The 16,882-nt window shown below is 66.8% G+C and carries 12 protein-coding genes; 7 read left to right on the top strand and 5 right to left on the bottom strand.

All coding sequences use genetic code 11. The annotated features are described in order from the left end of the window. Positions 1–27: 27 nt before the first annotated feature. The 7 genes from ACS0OT_RS12990 to ACS0OT_RS12960 all read left to right on the top strand — a co-directional run bounded on the left by ACS0OT_RS12990 (position 28) and on the right by ACS0OT_RS12960 (position 8,449). Positions 28–570 (top strand): GNAT family N-acetyltransferase, encoded by a 543-nt coding sequence (locus tag ACS0OT_RS12990; protein WP_005417537.1) that lies wholly within the window; start codon positions 28–30, stop codon positions 568–570. A 175-nt stretch (positions 571–745) separates the two neighbouring features. Next, positions 746–1,402 (top strand): glutathione S-transferase family protein, encoded by a 657-nt coding sequence (locus tag ACS0OT_RS12985; protein WP_032954328.1) that lies wholly within the window; start codon positions 746–748, stop codon positions 1,400–1,402. A 61-nt stretch (positions 1,403–1,463) separates the two neighbouring features. Next, positions 1,464–3,743, top strand: a complete 2,280-nt coding sequence (locus ACS0OT_RS12980; RefSeq protein WP_442255848.1) for a transketolase C-terminal domain-containing protein — start codon at positions 1,464–1,466, stop codon at positions 3,741–3,743. Positions 3,744–3,746: 3 nt separating this feature from the next. Beyond that, positions 3,747–5,690, top strand: a complete 1,944-nt coding sequence (gene asnB / locus ACS0OT_RS12975; RefSeq protein WP_065196647.1) for an asparagine synthase (glutamine-hydrolyzing) — start codon at positions 3,747–3,749, stop codon at positions 5,688–5,690. 66 nt (positions 5,691–5,756) lie between these two features. Then, positions 5,757–6,317 (top strand): NADPH-dependent FMN reductase, encoded by a 561-nt coding sequence (locus ACS0OT_RS12970; protein ID WP_049410520.1) that lies wholly within the window; start codon positions 5,757–5,759, stop codon positions 6,315–6,317. A 247-nt stretch (positions 6,318–6,564) separates the two neighbouring features. Continuing rightward, positions 6,565–7,995 carry a replicative DNA helicase gene (locus ACS0OT_RS12965; RefSeq protein ID WP_005417526.1) on the top strand — a complete coding sequence of 477 codons (1,431 nt, stop codon included), beginning with the start codon at positions 6,565–6,567 and terminating at the stop codon, positions 7,993–7,995. A gap of 241 nt (positions 7,996–8,236) precedes the next feature. Beyond that, the gene (locus ACS0OT_RS12960) at positions 8,237–8,449 is read left to right on the top strand and encodes a hypothetical protein (protein WP_065178303.1); all 213 of its coding nucleotides are present in this window, start codon (positions 8,237–8,239) and stop codon (positions 8,447–8,449) included. A gap of 355 nt (positions 8,450–8,804) precedes the next feature. On the opposite strand, the gene lpdA is transcribed toward ACS0OT_RS12960, so the two are convergent. The 5 genes from lpdA to ACS0OT_RS12935 form a co-directional block, all read right to left on the bottom strand. Next, entirely contained in the window at positions 8,805–10,241 is a 1,437-nt protein-coding gene (lpdA, locus tag ACS0OT_RS12955) for a dihydrolipoyl dehydrogenase (protein ID WP_005417523.1), read from the bottom strand. Between the two features lie 63 nt (positions 10,242–10,304). Then, positions 10,305–11,504, bottom strand: coding sequence for a dihydrolipoyllysine-residue succinyltransferase (gene sucB / locus ACS0OT_RS12950; RefSeq protein WP_053499860.1), 1,200 nt, complete (start codon positions 11,502–11,504; stop codon positions 10,305–10,307). A gap of 40 nt (positions 11,505–11,544) precedes the next feature. Then, positions 11,545–14,376 carry a 2-oxoglutarate dehydrogenase E1 component gene (locus ACS0OT_RS12945; protein WP_053499858.1) on the bottom strand — a complete coding sequence of 944 codons (2,832 nt, stop codon included), beginning with the start codon at positions 14,374–14,376 and terminating at the stop codon, positions 11,545–11,547. A 186-nt stretch (positions 14,377–14,562) separates the two neighbouring features. Beyond that, positions 14,563–15,459 carry a GNAT family N-acetyltransferase gene (locus ACS0OT_RS12940; RefSeq protein ID WP_442255847.1) on the bottom strand — a complete coding sequence of 299 codons (897 nt, stop codon included), beginning with the start codon at positions 15,457–15,459 and terminating at the stop codon, positions 14,563–14,565. Between the two features lie 9 nt (positions 15,460–15,468). Beyond that, positions 15,469–16,881: a ribosomal protein uL16 3-hydroxylase gene (locus ACS0OT_RS12935; RefSeq protein WP_072168348.1), complete on the bottom strand. Its 1,413-nt coding sequence runs from the start codon at positions 16,879–16,881 to the stop codon at positions 15,469–15,471. Between the last annotated feature and the right edge of the window lies 1 nt (position 16,882).

The following is a 16,882-nucleotide window of genomic DNA, read 5'->3' as shown; positions in this document are numbered from 1 at the left end:
GATGCCCCCCTTCGACAAGGAGTCGGCATGAGCATCTTCGACCTGCGCCTGGAAACCGAGCGGCTGATCCTGCGCCCGCTGCTGCGCGAGGACTACGAACCGTACCTGGCATTCTGTGCCGACGAGGAAACGATGCGCACCCTGGGGGGTGTTCAACCGCCCTCGGTGGCATGGCGCGGCTTCTGCAGCCTGGCCGGCGCCTGGCAGCTGTTCGGCTTCTCGATGTTCAGCGTGATCGAGAAATCCAGCGGTGACTGGATCGGCCGGATGGGACCGTGGCAGCCGCAGGACTGGCCTGGAACCGAGGTCGGTTGGGGTATTCGGCATGCCAGCTGGGGCCGGGGCTATGCACCGGAAGCGGCGGTTGCTGCCATCGACTGGGCATTTGACACGCTGGGCTGGGACGAGGTGATCCACACCATCGCCGAGAACAACGACAACTCGAGGGCGGTCGCGCGCAAGCTGGGCAGCACGCTGCTGCGCATGGGAGAGCTGCCGCCGCCGTACAACGACAAGCCGATGCAGATCTGGGGCCAGTCGCGAGAACAGTGGCGGCAGCGCGTGCGCTGAGCGTTGCCGGTAGTGCCGGCCGCTGGCCGGCAACCTCGATGTGGCAGGATTCGTGCGATTGCCGGCCAGCGGCCAGCGTTACCGTGTTGCCATGCTGCATCCGCGCTTGGCATTCACCGGCGGGCTTGCCAGACTGCGTGCAGCTGGCCGCCGGCCGGATCCGAGGAAGCAGGCAATGGTGGAAGAGCGCGTCCCGTTGACGGTGCATGGCATGTCGGTGTCCGGCAATTGCCACAAGGTCCGCCTGCTGCTGGAGCAGCTCGGCAGCCGCTACCGCTGGGTGGAAGTGGACAGTGCCCATGGCCAGACCCACACCGCCGAGTTCCTTGCGCTCAATCCCAACGCCAAGGTGCCGTTGATCGTCCGCGACGATGGCCGCGTGTTGACTGAATCCAATGCGATCCTGTTCTGGTTGGCCGAAGGGACGCCCTACCTGCCTACCGACGGTTGGGAACGCGCGCAGGCATTGAGCTGGATGTTCTTCGAGCAGTACACGCACGAGCCATGCGTGGCGGTAGCGCGCTTCATCCGCGGCTGGACACCGCCCGATTCACCGCGCCGTGCTGAACTGCCACGCCTGCACGAGCGCGCCGCCACCGCGCTGGCGGTGATGGAGCAGCACCTGCGCGAAGCGCAGTGGTTCACCGGCAGCGCATACGGTATCGCCGACATTGCGCTGTTCGCCTATACCGACGTCGCAGGCGAGGGCGGCATCAGCCTGGCGCCCTTCCCGGAAGTGCGCGCCTGGCTGCAGCGCGTGCGCGCGCAGCCGCGCTTCGTGGCGATGCCAGCGGTGACCGCCGAGGTGCGCGCGCGTTTCGAGGCTGCCTGATCCCACAGGGTAGCGCCCGGCGTTGCCGGGTGGAATGCAACAACGACACGGAGGGTGTTCGATGTTTGCTGTGGTCCCAGATCCGATTCCTGCGCGCATGCGCGTGCTCAACCGCGCCGAAGTGTGCGACGCCAATTTCCTCGACGCGGTGCGTGGCTGGCGAGGCACACCGCGCGCACGTCCTGCACCGGACGCGCCGATCCTGCCGGGCAGCTCGCTCAGCGCTGCGGCCTTCGGTGAGCTGTTCGATTCCCAGCTGGCCAGCCGCCAGCTGGACCTGATGGCGCGCGTATTGCGCGTGCAGAACAAGGTCTTCTATACCATCGGGTCGTCCGGCCATGAAGGCAACGCGCTGCTGGCGCGGGCCTGCCGGCATACCGACCCCGCATTCCTGCACTATCGCTCCGGCGCCTTCATGGTAGAGCGCTCGCGCCAGGTGCCGGGCATCGACCCGTTGCGCGATGCGGCGCTTTCATTCGCGGCCAGCGCCGATGACCCGGCCAGTGGCGGCCGGCACAAGGTGTGGGGCAGCAAGCCATTGTGGGTATTGCCGCAGACCTCGACGATCGCTTCGCACCTGCCGAAAGCGCTGGGCACCGCGCTGGCCATCGAGAGTGGCAAGCGGCTGGGCCATGCGCTTCCCATTCCGGCCGACAGCATCGTGCTGTGCTCGTTCGGCGACGCCTCGGCCAACCATGCCACTGCGCAGACCGCATTCAACACCGGGATGTGGGCGGCCTACCAGAGACTGCCGGCGCCAATCCTGTTCGTCTGCGAGGACAACGGGCTGGGCATCTCGGTGAAGACGCCGGACGGCTGGATTGCCGAGCGCTTCAGCCACCAGCCAGGGCTGGACTATTTCTTTGCCGATGGCCTCGACCTGGCCACTGGGCACGCCCAGGTGCAGGCCGCAGTGGACCACTGCCGGCGGACGCGGCGACCGACCTTCCTGCATCTGCGCACCACGCGCCTGATGGGCCACGCCGGCACCGACTTCGAGGTGGAATGGCGTGCATTGCCGGAATTGTGCGCGGCCGAGGCACAGGATCCGCTGTTGCGCTCGGCGCAGATCGCGCTGGAATCGGGCTGGATGGATGCAGCCGCCATCGAAGTGGCCTACGAGACGATGCGCGCGCGCTGCATGGCCGCCGCTGCCGATGCCGAAGGCAGTGCGAAGCTGCAGTCGCTGCAGGAGGTCATGGCGCCATTGGCACCCTATACGCCCGCAGCGGTGCAGGCCGAAGCCCGGCGCGAGGTCGCCGACGAAGCGCGCGAGGCACTCTATGGCGGTACCGAGGCCTTGCCGGAACGACAGGCGCCACGGCATCTCGCGATCCAGATCAACCACGGCCTGCTGGAACTGCTTGCGAAGTATCCGCAGAGCCTGCTGTTCGGCGAGGACGTGGCTCAGAAGGGCGGTGTCTACACCGTCACCAAGGATCTGCTGCGCCGCTTCGGTCCACGCCGGGTGTTCAACACGCTGCTGGATGAAACCATGATCCTGGGCATGGCGCAGGGCCTGGCCAACCTGGGCATGCTGCCGATTCCGGAGATCCAGTACCTGGCCTACCTGCACAACGCCATCGACCAGCTGCGTGGTGAAGCCTGTTCGCTGCAGTTCTTCTCCAACGACCAGTACCGCAACCCGATGCTGGTGCGGGTGGCCGGGCTGGGCTATCAGAAGGGTTTCGGCGGGCACTTCCACAACGACAACTCGATCACCGCGTTGCGCGACATCCCCGGGCTGGTGGTCGGCTGCCCCTCGCGCGGTGACGATGCGGTGATGATGCTGCGCACGCTGGCCGCATTGGCGCGGGTGGATGGGCGCGTGGCGGTGTTCCTGGAGCCGATCGCGCTGTACATGAGCAAGGACCTGCACGAAGCAGGGGATGGCCAGTGGCTGTTCGACTACCCGGCACAGGGCCAGGCGCTGGTGCCGGGCGAGGGCCGGGTGTATGCACCAGAGGCCGGAGACCTGGTGATCTACACCTATGGCAATGGCGTGCCGATGGGGTTGCGCGCGGCGCGGGCGATCGAGCAGCAGCTGGGCTGGCAGGTGCGGGTGGTCGACCTGCGCTGGCTGGTACCGTTGGATGCCGGCTTCATCGCGGCCCAGGCCGCGAGCGCGCGGCGGGTGCTGGTGCTGGACGAAGGCCGCCACAGCGGCGGAGTGGGTGAGGGCGTGGTCACGGCACTGGTCGAGGCCGGCTTTGGTCACCTGCCGCTGCGCCGCGTCTGTGGCGCCGACACCTACACGCCACTGGCAGGGGCAGCAATGTTCGGGCTTCCAAGCGACAATGCGGTGATTGGCGCCGCCCTCGACCTGGCGCAGGAACCCTGATGCATGTGTGGATTGGCGGGAATGTTGTTGCCGGCGCCGCTGGCGTCGGCCGAGGCGCTGCAGGCGCAGGCGCTGGCCATGGGCCAGGCGCTGCACCATCGCGGGCCGGATGATGGCGGCAGCTGGGTCGATGCCGAGGCGGGCATCGCGCTGGCGCATCGACGCCTGAGCATCCTCGACCTGTCCCCGCTGGGCCACCAGCCGATGGCCTCGGCGGACGGCCGCTACGTGATGGCCTACAACGGCGAGGTCTACAATTTCGCGGCCCTGCGTGAACAGCTGGAGCCGCTGGGGCACACCTTCCGCGGCCATTCCGACACCGAAGTACTGCTGGCGGCAATCCTGCAGTGGGGCGTCGAAGACACCCTGCAGCGCTGCAACGGCATGTTCGCCATCGCGCTGTGGGACCGTCAGGATCGTTGCCTGTGGCTGGCCCGCGACCGCGTCGGCAAGAAGCCGCTGTACTACGGCTGGGCCGGCGACACGCTGGTGTTCGGTTCGGAACTGAAGGCGCTCTGGCAACATCCGGCGTTCGACAACGACATCGACCGCGATGCGCTCACCTTGCTGCTGCGGCTGGATTACATCCCGGCGCCGCACAGCATCCACCAGCGCTGCTACAAGCTGATGCCGGGCCGAGTGCTGCGGCTGGATGCAGCGGCTGTGGCCGCAGGCGCCGCGGCACACCGCCCGGAGCAGGCGCAGCGCCCGTACTGGGATGCGCGCGCACGCATGCAGGCGGCGTTGGCCGCCCCGTTCCAGGGCCGCATCGAGGAGGCCGAGGAACAGCTGGATACGCTGCTGCGCGATGCGGTGGCGCTGCGCATGGTGGCCGACGTGCCGGTCGGCGTATTCCTGTCCGGCGGCACGGACTCATCGCTGGTGGCAGCGCTGATGCAGGCGCAGAGCGGGCAGCCGGTGCATAGTTTCAGCATCGGCTTCACCGACTCGGGACATGACGAAGCTCCGCTGGCCAGGGAGCTGGCGGCTCATCTCGGCTGTGATCACACCGAGTTGTACGTCAGTGGCGCCGACGCGCTGGCGGTGGTGCCGCAGTTGCCGGCGATGTTCGATGAACCTTTTGCCGATGCGTCGCAGGTGCCGACCGCGCTGGTGGCACGGCTGGCACGGCAGGGCGTGACCGTCGCGCTGTCCGGCGACGGTGGCGATGAGCTGTTCTTCGGCTACACCCGCTATGTACGCGCGCTGCGCAACTGGCAGATGCTCGGACGCGTGCCGGGGCCGCTGCGGCGCTGGATGGGCGCACGCTCGCAGCAGCAGGGCGAGGCCTCGCGGACCGGTGGCCTGGCGGCGCTGCTGGCCGAGACAGGCGCACGTGGCATCGGCGACGTCTACCGCAACCGCATCTCGCGCTGGCGCGACCCTGCCGCGGCGGTACCCGGTGCGCAGGCGGCCGGCAGCTTCTACGACCTGGCCGATCCGCTGCACGGCGCGGGGACACCGGCCGACGCGATGATGCTGGCCGATTTCGTGACCTACCTGCCCGATGACCTGTTGTGCAAGGTCGACCGGACCTCGATGGCAGTCAGCCTGGAGGCGCGCGCGCCATTGCTGGACTGGCGCGTGGCCGAGTTCGCCTGGTCGCTGCCGCTGGGCTTCAAGCGCAGTGAGACGACCAGCAAGGTGCTGCTCAAGCGCGTGCTGGGCCGTTACGTGCCGCATTCAATGGTGCACCGTCCCAAGCGCGGTTTTGGAGCACCGGTCAGTGACTGGTTGAAGGGCGACCTGCGACCTTGGGCAGAGGACCTGCTGCAGCCGGCGCGGCTGGAGCGTGAGGGCGTGCTGTCGGCGGCGGCGGTGCAGCCGCTGTGGCAGCAGTTCCTGGCGGGGCAGCGCAAGTGGCATACCCACTTGTGGAACGTGCTGATGTTCCAGGCCTGGCAGGCGCATTGGCGGCAGGCGCGGACCGGCGTGACCGGCGGCTGATCTTCACCGGATGGCACGGGCCTGGCGACTAGGCTGGGCCTCCCGCACCGTGAGGAGTATGTCCCGATGTCCGTCCCCACCATCGCCGTGTTCGTTGGCAGCCTGCGCAAGGATTCCTGCAACCGCAAGCTGGCCCATGCGCTGGAGAAGCTCGCCGGTGATCGCGCGCGCTTCCAGTACGTGCAGATCGGCGATCTGCCGTTGTACGACCAGGATTTCGACGCTGATTATCCGCCGCAGGGCACCCGGCTGAAGGATCAGGTGCGCGCCGCCGACGCGGTGCTGTTCGTGACACCCGAGTACAACCGGTCGGTGCCCGGCGTGCTCAAGAACGCCATCGATATCGGATCGCGCCCGTACGGTGACAGTGCGTTTGCCGGCAAGCCGGCGGCGGTGATCGGCGCCTCCATCGGCCAGATCGGTACCGCCGTGGCCCAGCAGCACCTGCGCAACAGCCTGGCCTTCCTGGACATGCATGTGCTGGGCCAGCCCGAGGCATTCATCCACTTCAAGGACGGCCTGATCGATGCCGATGGCACGATCCACAACGAAGGCACGCAGAAGTTCCTGCAGGGCTACGTGGACCGGTTCCTGGCGTTGATCGCAGTGCACGTCAAGGGCGATTGACGCCTGCGGGGTCAGAGTCCCCTGCGTCGCAGGGGATCCGACCCCGGGGCGTTGATCTGCGATAATGTCCCGCTCGGGCGCCGCAACGGGGCCCGTCGCAGGCAGTGCGACGCTTTCACGCCAGTCTGGCCAGGTACCGGCGGATATCCCCCGTTTTCCCACGGCTTATCCACAGGCTTGTCCATGGCTGCCGGGGTCGGCACATGCCTACACTCGTCTGGCCCACTTTTGCAGGAAACACCGCAGCATGTCCGCTCGTCCCGGCTTCCGTTCCAACCGCAGAGAGCGCGGTGATGGCTTCGATCGCGATCGCGACGAGTCGCGCATCGACCAGTTGAGGGTACCGCCCCATTCGGTGGAAGCCGAGCAGGCGGTGCTGGGTGGCCTGATGCTGGCGCCCGAGGCGTATGACCGTGTCAACGACCAGCTGACCGAAAGCGACTTCTATCGTCGCGATCACCAGATGATCTATCGTGCGATCCGCGAGCTGTCCGAGCGCGAACGGCCGTTCGACGCGGTGACGCTGGGCGAGTGGTTTGAATCGCAGGGCAAGATGGAACTGGTGGGTGACGGCGCCTACCTGATCGAACTGGCCAGTACCACGCCGTCAGCGGCCAACATCGTGGCCTACGCCGAGATCGTGCGCGACAAGGCGGTGCTGCGGCAGCTGATCCAGGTCGGCACCGACATCGTCAACGACGGTTTCCAGCCGGAGGGGCGTGACAGCAGCGAGCTGCTGGCCTCGGCGGAAAAGAGCGTGTTTGCAATCGCCGAACAGGGTGCGCGTGGCCGTACCGATTTCGTGGCCATGCCCGGTGCACTGAAGGATGCCTTCGAGGAGCTGCGCAACCGCTTCGAGAACGGCGGCAACATCACCGGCCTGCCGACCGGTTACAACGATTTCGACGCGATGACCGCTGGCCTGCAGCCGACCGACCTGATCATCCTCGCGGCGCGCCCGGCAATGGGCAAGACCACCTTCGCGCTGAACATCGCCGAGTACGCGGCGATCAAGTCGAAGAAGGGCGTGGCGGTGTTCTCGATGGAAATGTCGGCGTCGCAGCTGGCGATGCGCCTGATTTCCTCCAATGGACGCATCAACGCGCAGCGCCTGCGTACCGGCCAGCTGGAGGACGAGGACTGGAGCCGCGTCACCAGCGCGATCAAGATGCTGAAGGAAACCAAGATCTTCATCGACGACACGCCGGGCGTGTCGCCTGAAGTGCTGCGTTCCAAGTGCCGCCGCCTCAAGCGCGAGCATGACCTGGGCCTGGTGGTGATCGATTACCTGCAGCTGATGAGCGTGCCGGGCAACAGCGAGAACCGCGCGACCGAAATCTCGGAAATCTCGCGTTCGCTGAAGGGCCTGGCCAAGGAACTGAACGTGCCGGTGATCGCGCTGTCGCAGCTCAACCGCTCGCTGGAAACGCGTACCGACAAGCGCCCGGTGATGGCCGACCTTCGCGAATCGGGCGCAATCGAGCAGGACGCGGACATGATCGTGTTCATCTACCGCGACGACTACTACAACAAGGAAAACTCGCCGGACAAGGGCCTGGCCGAAATCATCATCGGCAAGCACCGTGGTGGCCCGACCGGCTCGTGCAAACTGAAGTTCTTCGGTGAGTACACCCGCTTCGACAACCTGGCCCACGACTCGGTCGGTTCGTTCGAATAGCGGTCATGCCGGCCGCTGGCCGGCAACCACCATCGGGCGAGCCAAGGCACCGGCAGGAGCTGCTGTCAGCGCGGGTTCCATGCGGTCGCCACGAAGCGCAGCCGCGCGTGGGCGTGGCGTTGCGCTGCGCTGGACCGGTTTCATCGCCGCCAGCCCGGTTTCGTCGCAAACTGTTTGCCGGCGCCAGGGTAGGGCGCCAAGGTGTCCGCAGGCGGCAGGGTGCCGTCCCAAGGAGACCGTGATGAAGACCCTGTTCGCGCTCGGTGTGTGGTGCCTGCTGTTCGTACTGTGCTGGCCGCTGGCGATCCTCGCCCTGATCGCCTGGCCGTTCGTGTGGCTGCTGAGCCTGCCGTTCCGACTGGTCGGCATCACCTTCTCGGCGCTGTTCGCCTTCCTGCGCGCGCTGTTCATGCTGCCGGCGCGCATGCTCGGTGGCCGGACGGTGCCCGCATGAGGGCGGTGGTGCTGGTCGGTCTGGCCCTGTTGGCGGGCCCGCTCCAGCACCGCCTTCGGTGTGGCTGGAGCGCCAGCAGGCAGCCGGTGCCGACGAAGCGAATGCTGCTGGGGCGAAGGCTTCGACGAGGCCCGGGGACAGGGAGCGCTGCCGGGTCACGAAGGAATGGAAGGTCGGCGAGACGGTGGTGCAGCATCGGATCTGTGACGATCCACCGAAGAAGCCCGCTGGAAAGGTGTAGCGCCGAGCCCAATGCTCGGCGCTACAGGAAAATGAGCAACAAAAAACCCCGCCAAGGCGGGGCTTCTTGAATCCGGGTGAAGCCGGCCAGCGGCCGGCACTACCAGGTGGACGATCAGTTCGCTTTGTGGATGGCGCGCTTGCTGACCGCCATCGCGGCGTCGTGGATCACTTCCGACAGCGACGGGTGGGCGTGGCAGATGCGGGCCAGGTCATCGGCCGAGCCGCTGAACTCCATGGTCAGCACGCCTTCGTGCACCAGTTCGGAGACGTTGGCGCCAACCAGGTGCATGCCGAGGATGCGATCGGTTTCGGCATGGGCCAGGATCTTCACGAACCCCGCCGGCTCGATCATCGCTACGGCACGGCCGTTGGCGGCGAACGGGAAGCTGCCGGCCTTGTACGGAATGCCCTCGGCCTTCAGCTGGGCTTCGGTCTTGCCGACCCAGGCCAGTTCCGGCTCGGTGTAGATGACCCACGGGATGGTGTCGAAGTTGACGTGGCCCGGCAGGCCGGCGATCAGCTCAGCCACCGCGATGCCTTCCTCGAAGCCCTTGTGCGCCAGCATCGGGCCGCGCACGCAGTCGCCGACCGCCCACACGCCGTTGACGCCGGTGTGGCAGTGCGCGTCGACTTCGATCTGGCCGCGCTCGTTGACCTTGACGCCGGTGCCTTCGGCCAGCAGGCCCTTGGTGGCGGCGCGACGGCCGACGGCCACCAGCAGCTTGTCCACGGTCAGGGTCTTTTCGCCTTCCGCGTCAGTGTAGGTGACGATGACTTCCTTCTTCTTGCCCTTGCCGGTGATCTCGGTCTTGGAAACCTTGGCATTGAGCTTGATGTCCAGGCCCTGCTTCTTGAATTCCTTGGCAGCGGCCTTGGCCACTTCGGCGTCGGCAGCCGCCAGGAACTCCGGCATGGCCTCAAGGATGGTGACTTCAGCGCCCAGGCGCTTCCACACGCTGCCCAGTTCCAGGCCGATCACGCCGGCACCGATCACCGCCAGGCGGTTCGGCACTTCGGTGAAGTCCAGGCCGCCGACGTTGTCGACGATGGTCTCGCCGTCGAACTTGGCGAACGGCAGTTCGATCGAATCCGAACCGGCCGCGATGATGACGTTGGTGCCCTTCAGCTCGACTTCCGAACCGTCGTGCTGCTTCACCTTGACCACGTTGCCGGGCTGCAGCTGGCCGAAGCCGTAGTAGGCGGCGACCTTGTTGGCCTTGAACAGCATGCCGATGCCGCCGGTGAACTGCTTGACGATCTTGTCCTTGCGTCCAATCATCGCCTCGACGTCGATCTTGGCATCCTTGAAGCTGATGCCGTGGTCGCCAAAGATGTGGCCCATGTTCCAGAACTGGCGCGAGGAATCGAGCAGCGCCTTGGACGGGATGCAGCCCACGCGCAGGCAGGTGCCGCCGAGGGCCGGCTTGCCGTCCTTGCCCAGCGCTGCGTCGATGCAGGCGGTCTTCAGGCCCAGCTGGGCCGCGCGGATGGCAGCGTGGTAACCGGCCGGGCCGGCACCGATGACGACGACGTCGAATTGTTCAGCCATTGAATTATTCCTTGATGCATTACCAGAACCCCTCCGCGCAGGCGCGGAGGGGCGGGAGGTTTCTTACAGGCCGAACAGCATGCGGCCCGGGTTTTCCAGCTGGTTCTTGATGTCCACCAGGAACTGCACCGAGTCCTTTCCGTCGATGATGCGGTGGTCGTAGGACAGCGCCAGGTACATCATCGGCGCGATCACGACCTGGCCGTTCTGGGCGATCGGACGCTCCTTGATGGCGTGCATGCCCAGGATGGCGCTCTGCGGCGGGTTGATGATCGGGGTCGACAGCAGCGAACCGAAGGTGCCGCCGTTGGTCACGGTGAAGGTGCCGCCCTGCAGTTCTTCCAGGCCCAGCTTGCCGTCACGTGCCTTCTTGGCGTAGTCGGCGATGGTCTTCTCGATGTCGGCGAACGACATGCGCTCGACGTTGCGCAGGACCGGCGTGACCAGGCCCTTCTCGGTCGACACGGCGATCGAGATGTCCGAGTAGCCGTGGTAGATGATGTCGTCGCCGTCGATCGAGGCGTTGACCAGCGGGAAGCGCTGCAGCGCGTTGGCAGCGGCCTTCACGAAGAAGCTCATGAAGCCCAGCTTGATGCCGTGGGCCTTGACGAACTCGTCCTGCAGCTCCTTGCGCGCCGCCGACACCTTGGACAGGTCGACTTCGTTGAAGGTGGTCAGCATGGCGGTGGAGTTCTTCGACTCCATCAGGCGCTCGGCGATGCGCTTGCGGATGCGGGTCATCGGCACGCGTTCTTCCGGACGTGCGCCACCGGCCTTGCCGGCGCCGCCGTTGCGGGCGAAGTTGACGATGTCTTCCTTGGTCACTGCACCACGACGGCCGGTGCCGTCGACGTCGGCCGGGTTCACGCCTTCGGTGATGGCGGTGAAGCGGGCGCCCGGCGGCAGGGTGTCGGCGGCCGACTTGGCAGCCGGAGCCGGAGCGGCGGCAGCGGCCGGAGCAGCGGCGGCCGGTGCGGCTTCAGCCTTCTTCTCTTCAGCGGCCGGAGCCGGAGCCGCAGCCACGGCGCCTTCTTCGATGATCGCCACGACCTGGCTGGAGGTCACGGTATCGCCTTCCTTGAACTTGATTTCCTTCAGCACGCCGTCAACCGGCGACGGCACTTCCAGCACGACCTTGTCGGTTTCCAGGTCAAGCAGGTTTTCGTCGCGCTTGACGGCGTCGCCCACCTTCTTGTGCCAGGTGGCGATGGTGCCGTCGGCGACGGATTCGGGCAGTACCGGGGCTTTGACTTCGGTGGCCATTGCGGGAGCTTCCTGGTTTGTCTTCTAAATAGGGGGAGGATTATTCAGCGAACGTGTCGTTGAACGGGTTGACCAGTGCGTCGGCAATCAGCTGCTGCTGCTCGCGGACGTGGTCAGCCATGTGACCGGCAGCCGGCGACGCCGAACGTGCGCGACCGGCGTAGTGCAGGTTCTGGCCATCGGCCAGGCAGAACTGCAGGTGGTGGCGGATCTGGTACCACGCGCCCTGGTTCTGCGGTTCTTCCTGCGTCCACACCACGTCGGTGGCCTTGCCGTACTTCTTCAGCTCGGCAGCCAGCAGCGCACGCGGGAACGGATACAGCTGCTCCACGCGGATGATCGCCACGTCGTCCTGGCCACGCTTGGTCTGGTCTTCCAGCAGGTCGTAGTAGACCTTGCCCGAGCACAGCACCACGCGCTTGACCTTCTTGGCATCGGCATTGGCGTCGCCGATCAGGTGCTGGAACTCGCCATTGGCCAGTTCGTCCAGGGTCGACACGGCCAGCTTGTGGCGCAGCAGCGACTTCGGCGACATCACCACCAGCGGCTTGCGGGTGGTCATGTGCAGCTGGCGACGCAGCATGTGGAAGGCCTGCGCCGGGGTCGACGGCACGACAACCAGCATGTTCTCCAGGGCGCACAGCTGCAGGAAGCGCTCCAGGCGCGCCGAGCTGTGTTCCGGGCCTTGTCCTTCATAGCCATGCGGCAGCAGCAGGGTCAGGCCGGAAATGCGGCCCCACTTGGCTTCACCGGCGGCGATGAACTGGTCGATCACCACCTGGGCACCGTTGGCGAAGTCGCCGAACTGGCCTTCCCAGATGCACAGCGTGTTCGGATCGGTGGTGGAGAAACCGTACTCGTAGGCCATCACCGCTTCTTCGCTCAGCAGCGAGTCGATGACGGTGGCCTTCTCCGGCGAGTCCACCAGCTGCCGCAGCGGCATGTAGTAGTTGTCGGTCTTCTGGTCGTGCAGGATCGCATGGCGGTGCGTGAACGTACCGCGGCCGACGTCCTGGCCTACCAGGCGCAGCGCGTGGCCTTCGTCGAGCAGGGTGGCGTAGGCCAGGTTCTCGGCAAAGCCCCAGTCGCCCGCGATCTCGCCGGCGGCCATCTTGCGGCGGTCGTCGTAGACCTTGGCCACGCGCGAGTGCAGCTGCACTTCGTCCGGGATGGTGTTGATCAGCTTGGCCAGCTCGACCAGCTTGTTCTTCTCGACCTTGGTCGAGACCGGGTCGGACAGCTTGCCTTCCAGCAGCTTCGGCCAATCGACGAACAGCGGGCTGGTCGGCGGAGTCTTCTCGACCTTGGCCAGCTCGGTGGTCACTTCACCGGCGTCCAGCTTCTCGCGGTAGGCATCGACCATGGCCTTGCCGGCACCGGCGGCGATCACGCCCGCCTTTTCCAGCTGCTCGGCATACATCTCGCGGGTGGTGGGGTGCTTGCGGATCACCTGGTACATCAGCGGCTGGGTGATCGCCGGCTCGTCGGCCTCGTTGTGGCCCCAACGGCGGTAGCACATCAGGTCGATGACCACGTCCTTGGCGAACTTCTGGCGGAACTCGAAGGCCAGCTGCGCGGCGAACACGACGGCTTCCGGATCATCGCCGTTCACGTGCAGCACCGGGGCGGCGATCATCTTCGCCACGTCGGTGGCATAGCGCGTGGAGCGCGTATCCAGCGGGTTGGAAGTGGTGAAGCCGACCTGGTTGTTGACCACGATGTGCACGGTGCCGCCGACGGCGAAGCCGCGGGCCTGCGACATCTGGAACAGCTCCATGACCACGCCCTGGCCGGAGAAGGCCGCGTCGCCGTGGATCAGGATCGGCATGACCTGCTTGCGTGCGGTGTCCTTGCGGCGCTCCTGGCGCGAACGCACGGAACCGGCCACGACCGGGTCGGCGATTTCCAGGTGCGACGGGTTGAACGCCAGCGCCAGGTGCACCGGGCCACCGTCGGTGGCCACGTCGGCGGAGAAGCCCATGTGGTACTTCACGTCGCCGGCCGACGCGTGCTCGTCGTGCTCGAACTTGCCTTCGAATTCGTCGAACAGCTTGCGCGGGTTCTTGCCCAGGGTGTTGACCAGCACGTTCAGGCGGCCGCGGTGGGCCATGCCGATCACCACGTCCTTGACGCCATCCTTGCCGGCGCTGCGGATGATGGTGTCCATCATCGGGATCAGCGAGTCGCCGCCTTCCAGCGAGAAGCGCTTCTGGCCGACGTACTTGGTGTGCAGGTAGCGCTCCAGGCCTTCGGCCGCGGTCAGGCGCTCCAGGGTGCGGCGCTGGGTGTCAGCGTCCAGCTGGTAGTTGCCACCGGCCGCTTCCAGCTTCTTGTAGATCCACTGGCGCTGCTCGACCTCGGAGATGTGCATGAACTCCGCACCGATCGAGCCGGTGTAGGTCGCCTTCAGGCGTGCGAGCAGGTCGCGCAGCTTCATGCGCGGCTGGCCGCCGACGCCGCCGGTGCTGAACTCGCTGTTGAGATCGGCATCGGACAGGCTGTGGAACGGCAGGCCCAGGTCCGGGGTGTTGACCGGCGCGGCCAGGCCCAGCGGATCGAGGCGGGCGTCCAGGTGGCCGCGCGAGCGGTAGGCGGTGATCAGACGACCGACATTGCGCTCGCGCTCGTCGCCCGCACCGGTGCCGGTGCCAGCTTTCAGCGCATCCTTGGCCGCGTCCGCGATGTGGGAGATGACGGCCGAGTGCGGAATGTCACCTGCTTCGCGGCCCTTGAAGCCGTCGAAGTAGGTTTTCCATTTGGGATCGACACTATCCGGGGAGACCAGGTACTGCTCGTACAGGTCCTCGACATAGGAGGCGTTGCCGCCGGCGAGTTGCGAAGATTGCGCAAACTGCTTCAGTTGATTGTCCACGATGGAGGGTGTTGATTCGCTTTGTGGGGTATGGCTTCAGAAGGACCCGGCAGGAAGATGAATAGCCCTGCGCGGGCGCGTTCAAACAGCCAAATTGTACCCCCAACGGGACACGAAGGGGCACCACCACAGGTATCCCGCGTCCGCTGGTGCCGGTTCCAGACAGGTTGGGTCAGCGGTGCCGGCTCAGATGCCGAGCGCGCGCAGTTCGCTGCAATCGCGCGAACGGTCCCAGACGCGTTGCAATTGCTGCCCGAACGGCTGCGAACGTGCCGGCAGCGCGATACCGGCCTCGCCGTCGAGGCGATGGCCGATCAGACGAAAGTAGAAGTCGCCCGCATCGTTGAGCAGGCAGGAAGAGGCCAGCGCGCGGTCGACCGGGTCGCTGACCTCGCGGAACTGGATCACGCTCGGCAAGCGCTGGGCCAGCGCCAGCAGCGGTGCCCCGGCAGAGGCGATCGCAGCGGCATCGTGCACGATCACCCGCAGCTGCTTGTCGTGGCGGGCGGTGACGAAGCGGCGCAGGGCGGCCTGCACCGGCGCCGCGTCGAGCAGTCCCGGGTCCAGCTGGCGGCTGTGCAGCCACAGCTGGCGGCGGGCGCGGTGGACGATGGCCGTGGTGATGGCCACCGCCTGCTCGCGGCGGTCGATCGCGCTGGTCGCGCCCAGCCGGCGGCGCATCTGCTGGTGGCCGATGCCGGCCTCCTCGAACACCTCGCCTTCCGGCAGGAAGCCCTGGCGGGCATAGAAATCGCGGGCGGGCAGCTGGGCGTGCAGGTGCAGCTCGGCCAGGCCGAGCCTGCGCCCGGCCTCGACCAGTGCCTCCAGCAGGGCCTCACCGACCCCGTGGCTGCGATGGCTGGCCAACACCGCCATGCGGCCGATGCGGCCGTCCGGGGCCAGCCGGCCGGTGCCGACCGGCTGGTTGTCACTGTCCAGTGCCAGCACATGGACGCTGACCGGGTCCAGCGCATCGCGTTCCAGTTCCGCGGCGATGCCCTGTTCCTGCACGAACACGCGTTGGCGCACGTCGTGGATGGCAACGTGGGCGTCGGCGTGGCTGACCTGCTGGACCCGGACCATGGTGAGGGCTCAGGCCCGGCCCGTGCTGTCGTCTTCGTCGTCGTCCTCGAAGTTGACGATGACCTCGATACCGTCGTCGTGCACGGTCACGGAGTGGACATCGTCGGACACCGCGTCGGCGTCGATCGCGTCGACGCGGTCACGGCCTTCGACCACTTCGCCGAGGACCACGGCGTCTTCGCCGTCGTCCTCGTCTTCAGCGTCATACATTTCGCTGGGATCGATCAGCTGGAACACGCCGCCGACCAGCAGCTGCTGGAGCACGGCCCGGCCCTTGTCGGACAGGCCGCGATAGGCGGCGGCGTCGAGCTGCTCGGCGCCGGCCAGGCGCTGGGCGTCCTTCACCGGCAGCGCGAAGTCCTGGCCGCTGACGTACAGGCTGGCGCCGCGCTTGGCCCGGCGCCAGGCCAGGCGTGCCCACGGGTGGCGCTGCAGCAGCAGGCCGGAGGCCAGTGCCTGGACCACTTCCTCCGGAGCCGGCGCGGCCTGGTGGGCCATCACTTCGCCGGCGGCGCGGTAGGTGGTGATGAAGCGACCGAACCAGTCACCCAGCTTGTCCGGGTCGTTCATGCGGATGGCGTTGAGCGCGGTGATCACCCGCGCCATCGCCACCGTGTCGATTTCGTTCGGGTCGGCTGGCACCTTGAGGTCGGCATCCTGGTAACGGATGTTCTCGTCGGCATCGGCGATCAGGGTGTCGAGGTAGTCGCTGATCAGTTCGGCCGAGGACGGCGCGCGCATGCCGAAGGAGAACGTCAGGCAGGGATCCTCGGCGACGCCGTGGTGCGGCACGTTCGGCGGCAGGTACAACATGTCGCCCGGCGCCAGCACCCAGTCGTGGGTCGGCTTGAACACCTTCAGCAGCTTCAGTTCCACGTCCGGGCGGAAGCCCAGCGGCGGCTGCTTGCCCTTGATCGATTCGCTGGCGTCGATCTGCCAGCGGCGGTGGCCGTGGGCCTGCAGCAGGAACACGTCGTACTGGTCGACATGGGCGCCGACCGAGCCGCCGGTAGCGGCGAAGCTGATCATCACATCATCCATGCGCCAGCGCGGCAGGAAGCTGAAGTGCTCGATCAGGGCGCGCACATCCGGGTCCCACTTGTCCACGTCCTGCACCAGCAGGGTCCAGTCGTGGTCGGGCAGGGCGGGGAACACGTCTTCCTGGAACGGGCCGGTGCGCACGCGCCAGCCGTCCCGGGTCTTGTCGTGCTCGATCAGGCGCGCCAGCACGCCTTCCTCGCAGGCCAGCCCGGCCAGGTCTTCCGGCTGCACCGGGGTCTGGAAGTTGGGGAAGGCGTTGCGGATCAGCAGCGGGCGTTTCTGCCAGAAGTCGCGCAGGAAGGTGGCCGGCGCCATGCCCAGCGGCTGGCCGGGGCGGGCGGTGACTTCGATGAGGGGGGCGGAGGACTTGCGGGCGGCCATG

The sequence above is a fragment of the Stenotrophomonas maltophilia group sp. RY12688 genome (assembly GCF_052149045.1).
Taxonomy (GTDB): Bacteria; Pseudomonadota; Gammaproteobacteria; order Xanthomonadales; family Xanthomonadaceae; genus Stenotrophomonas; species Stenotrophomonas sepilia.
The sequence above is the reverse complement of the archived record's forward strand: the minus strand, read 5'-3'. Positions and strand labels throughout refer to the sequence as shown.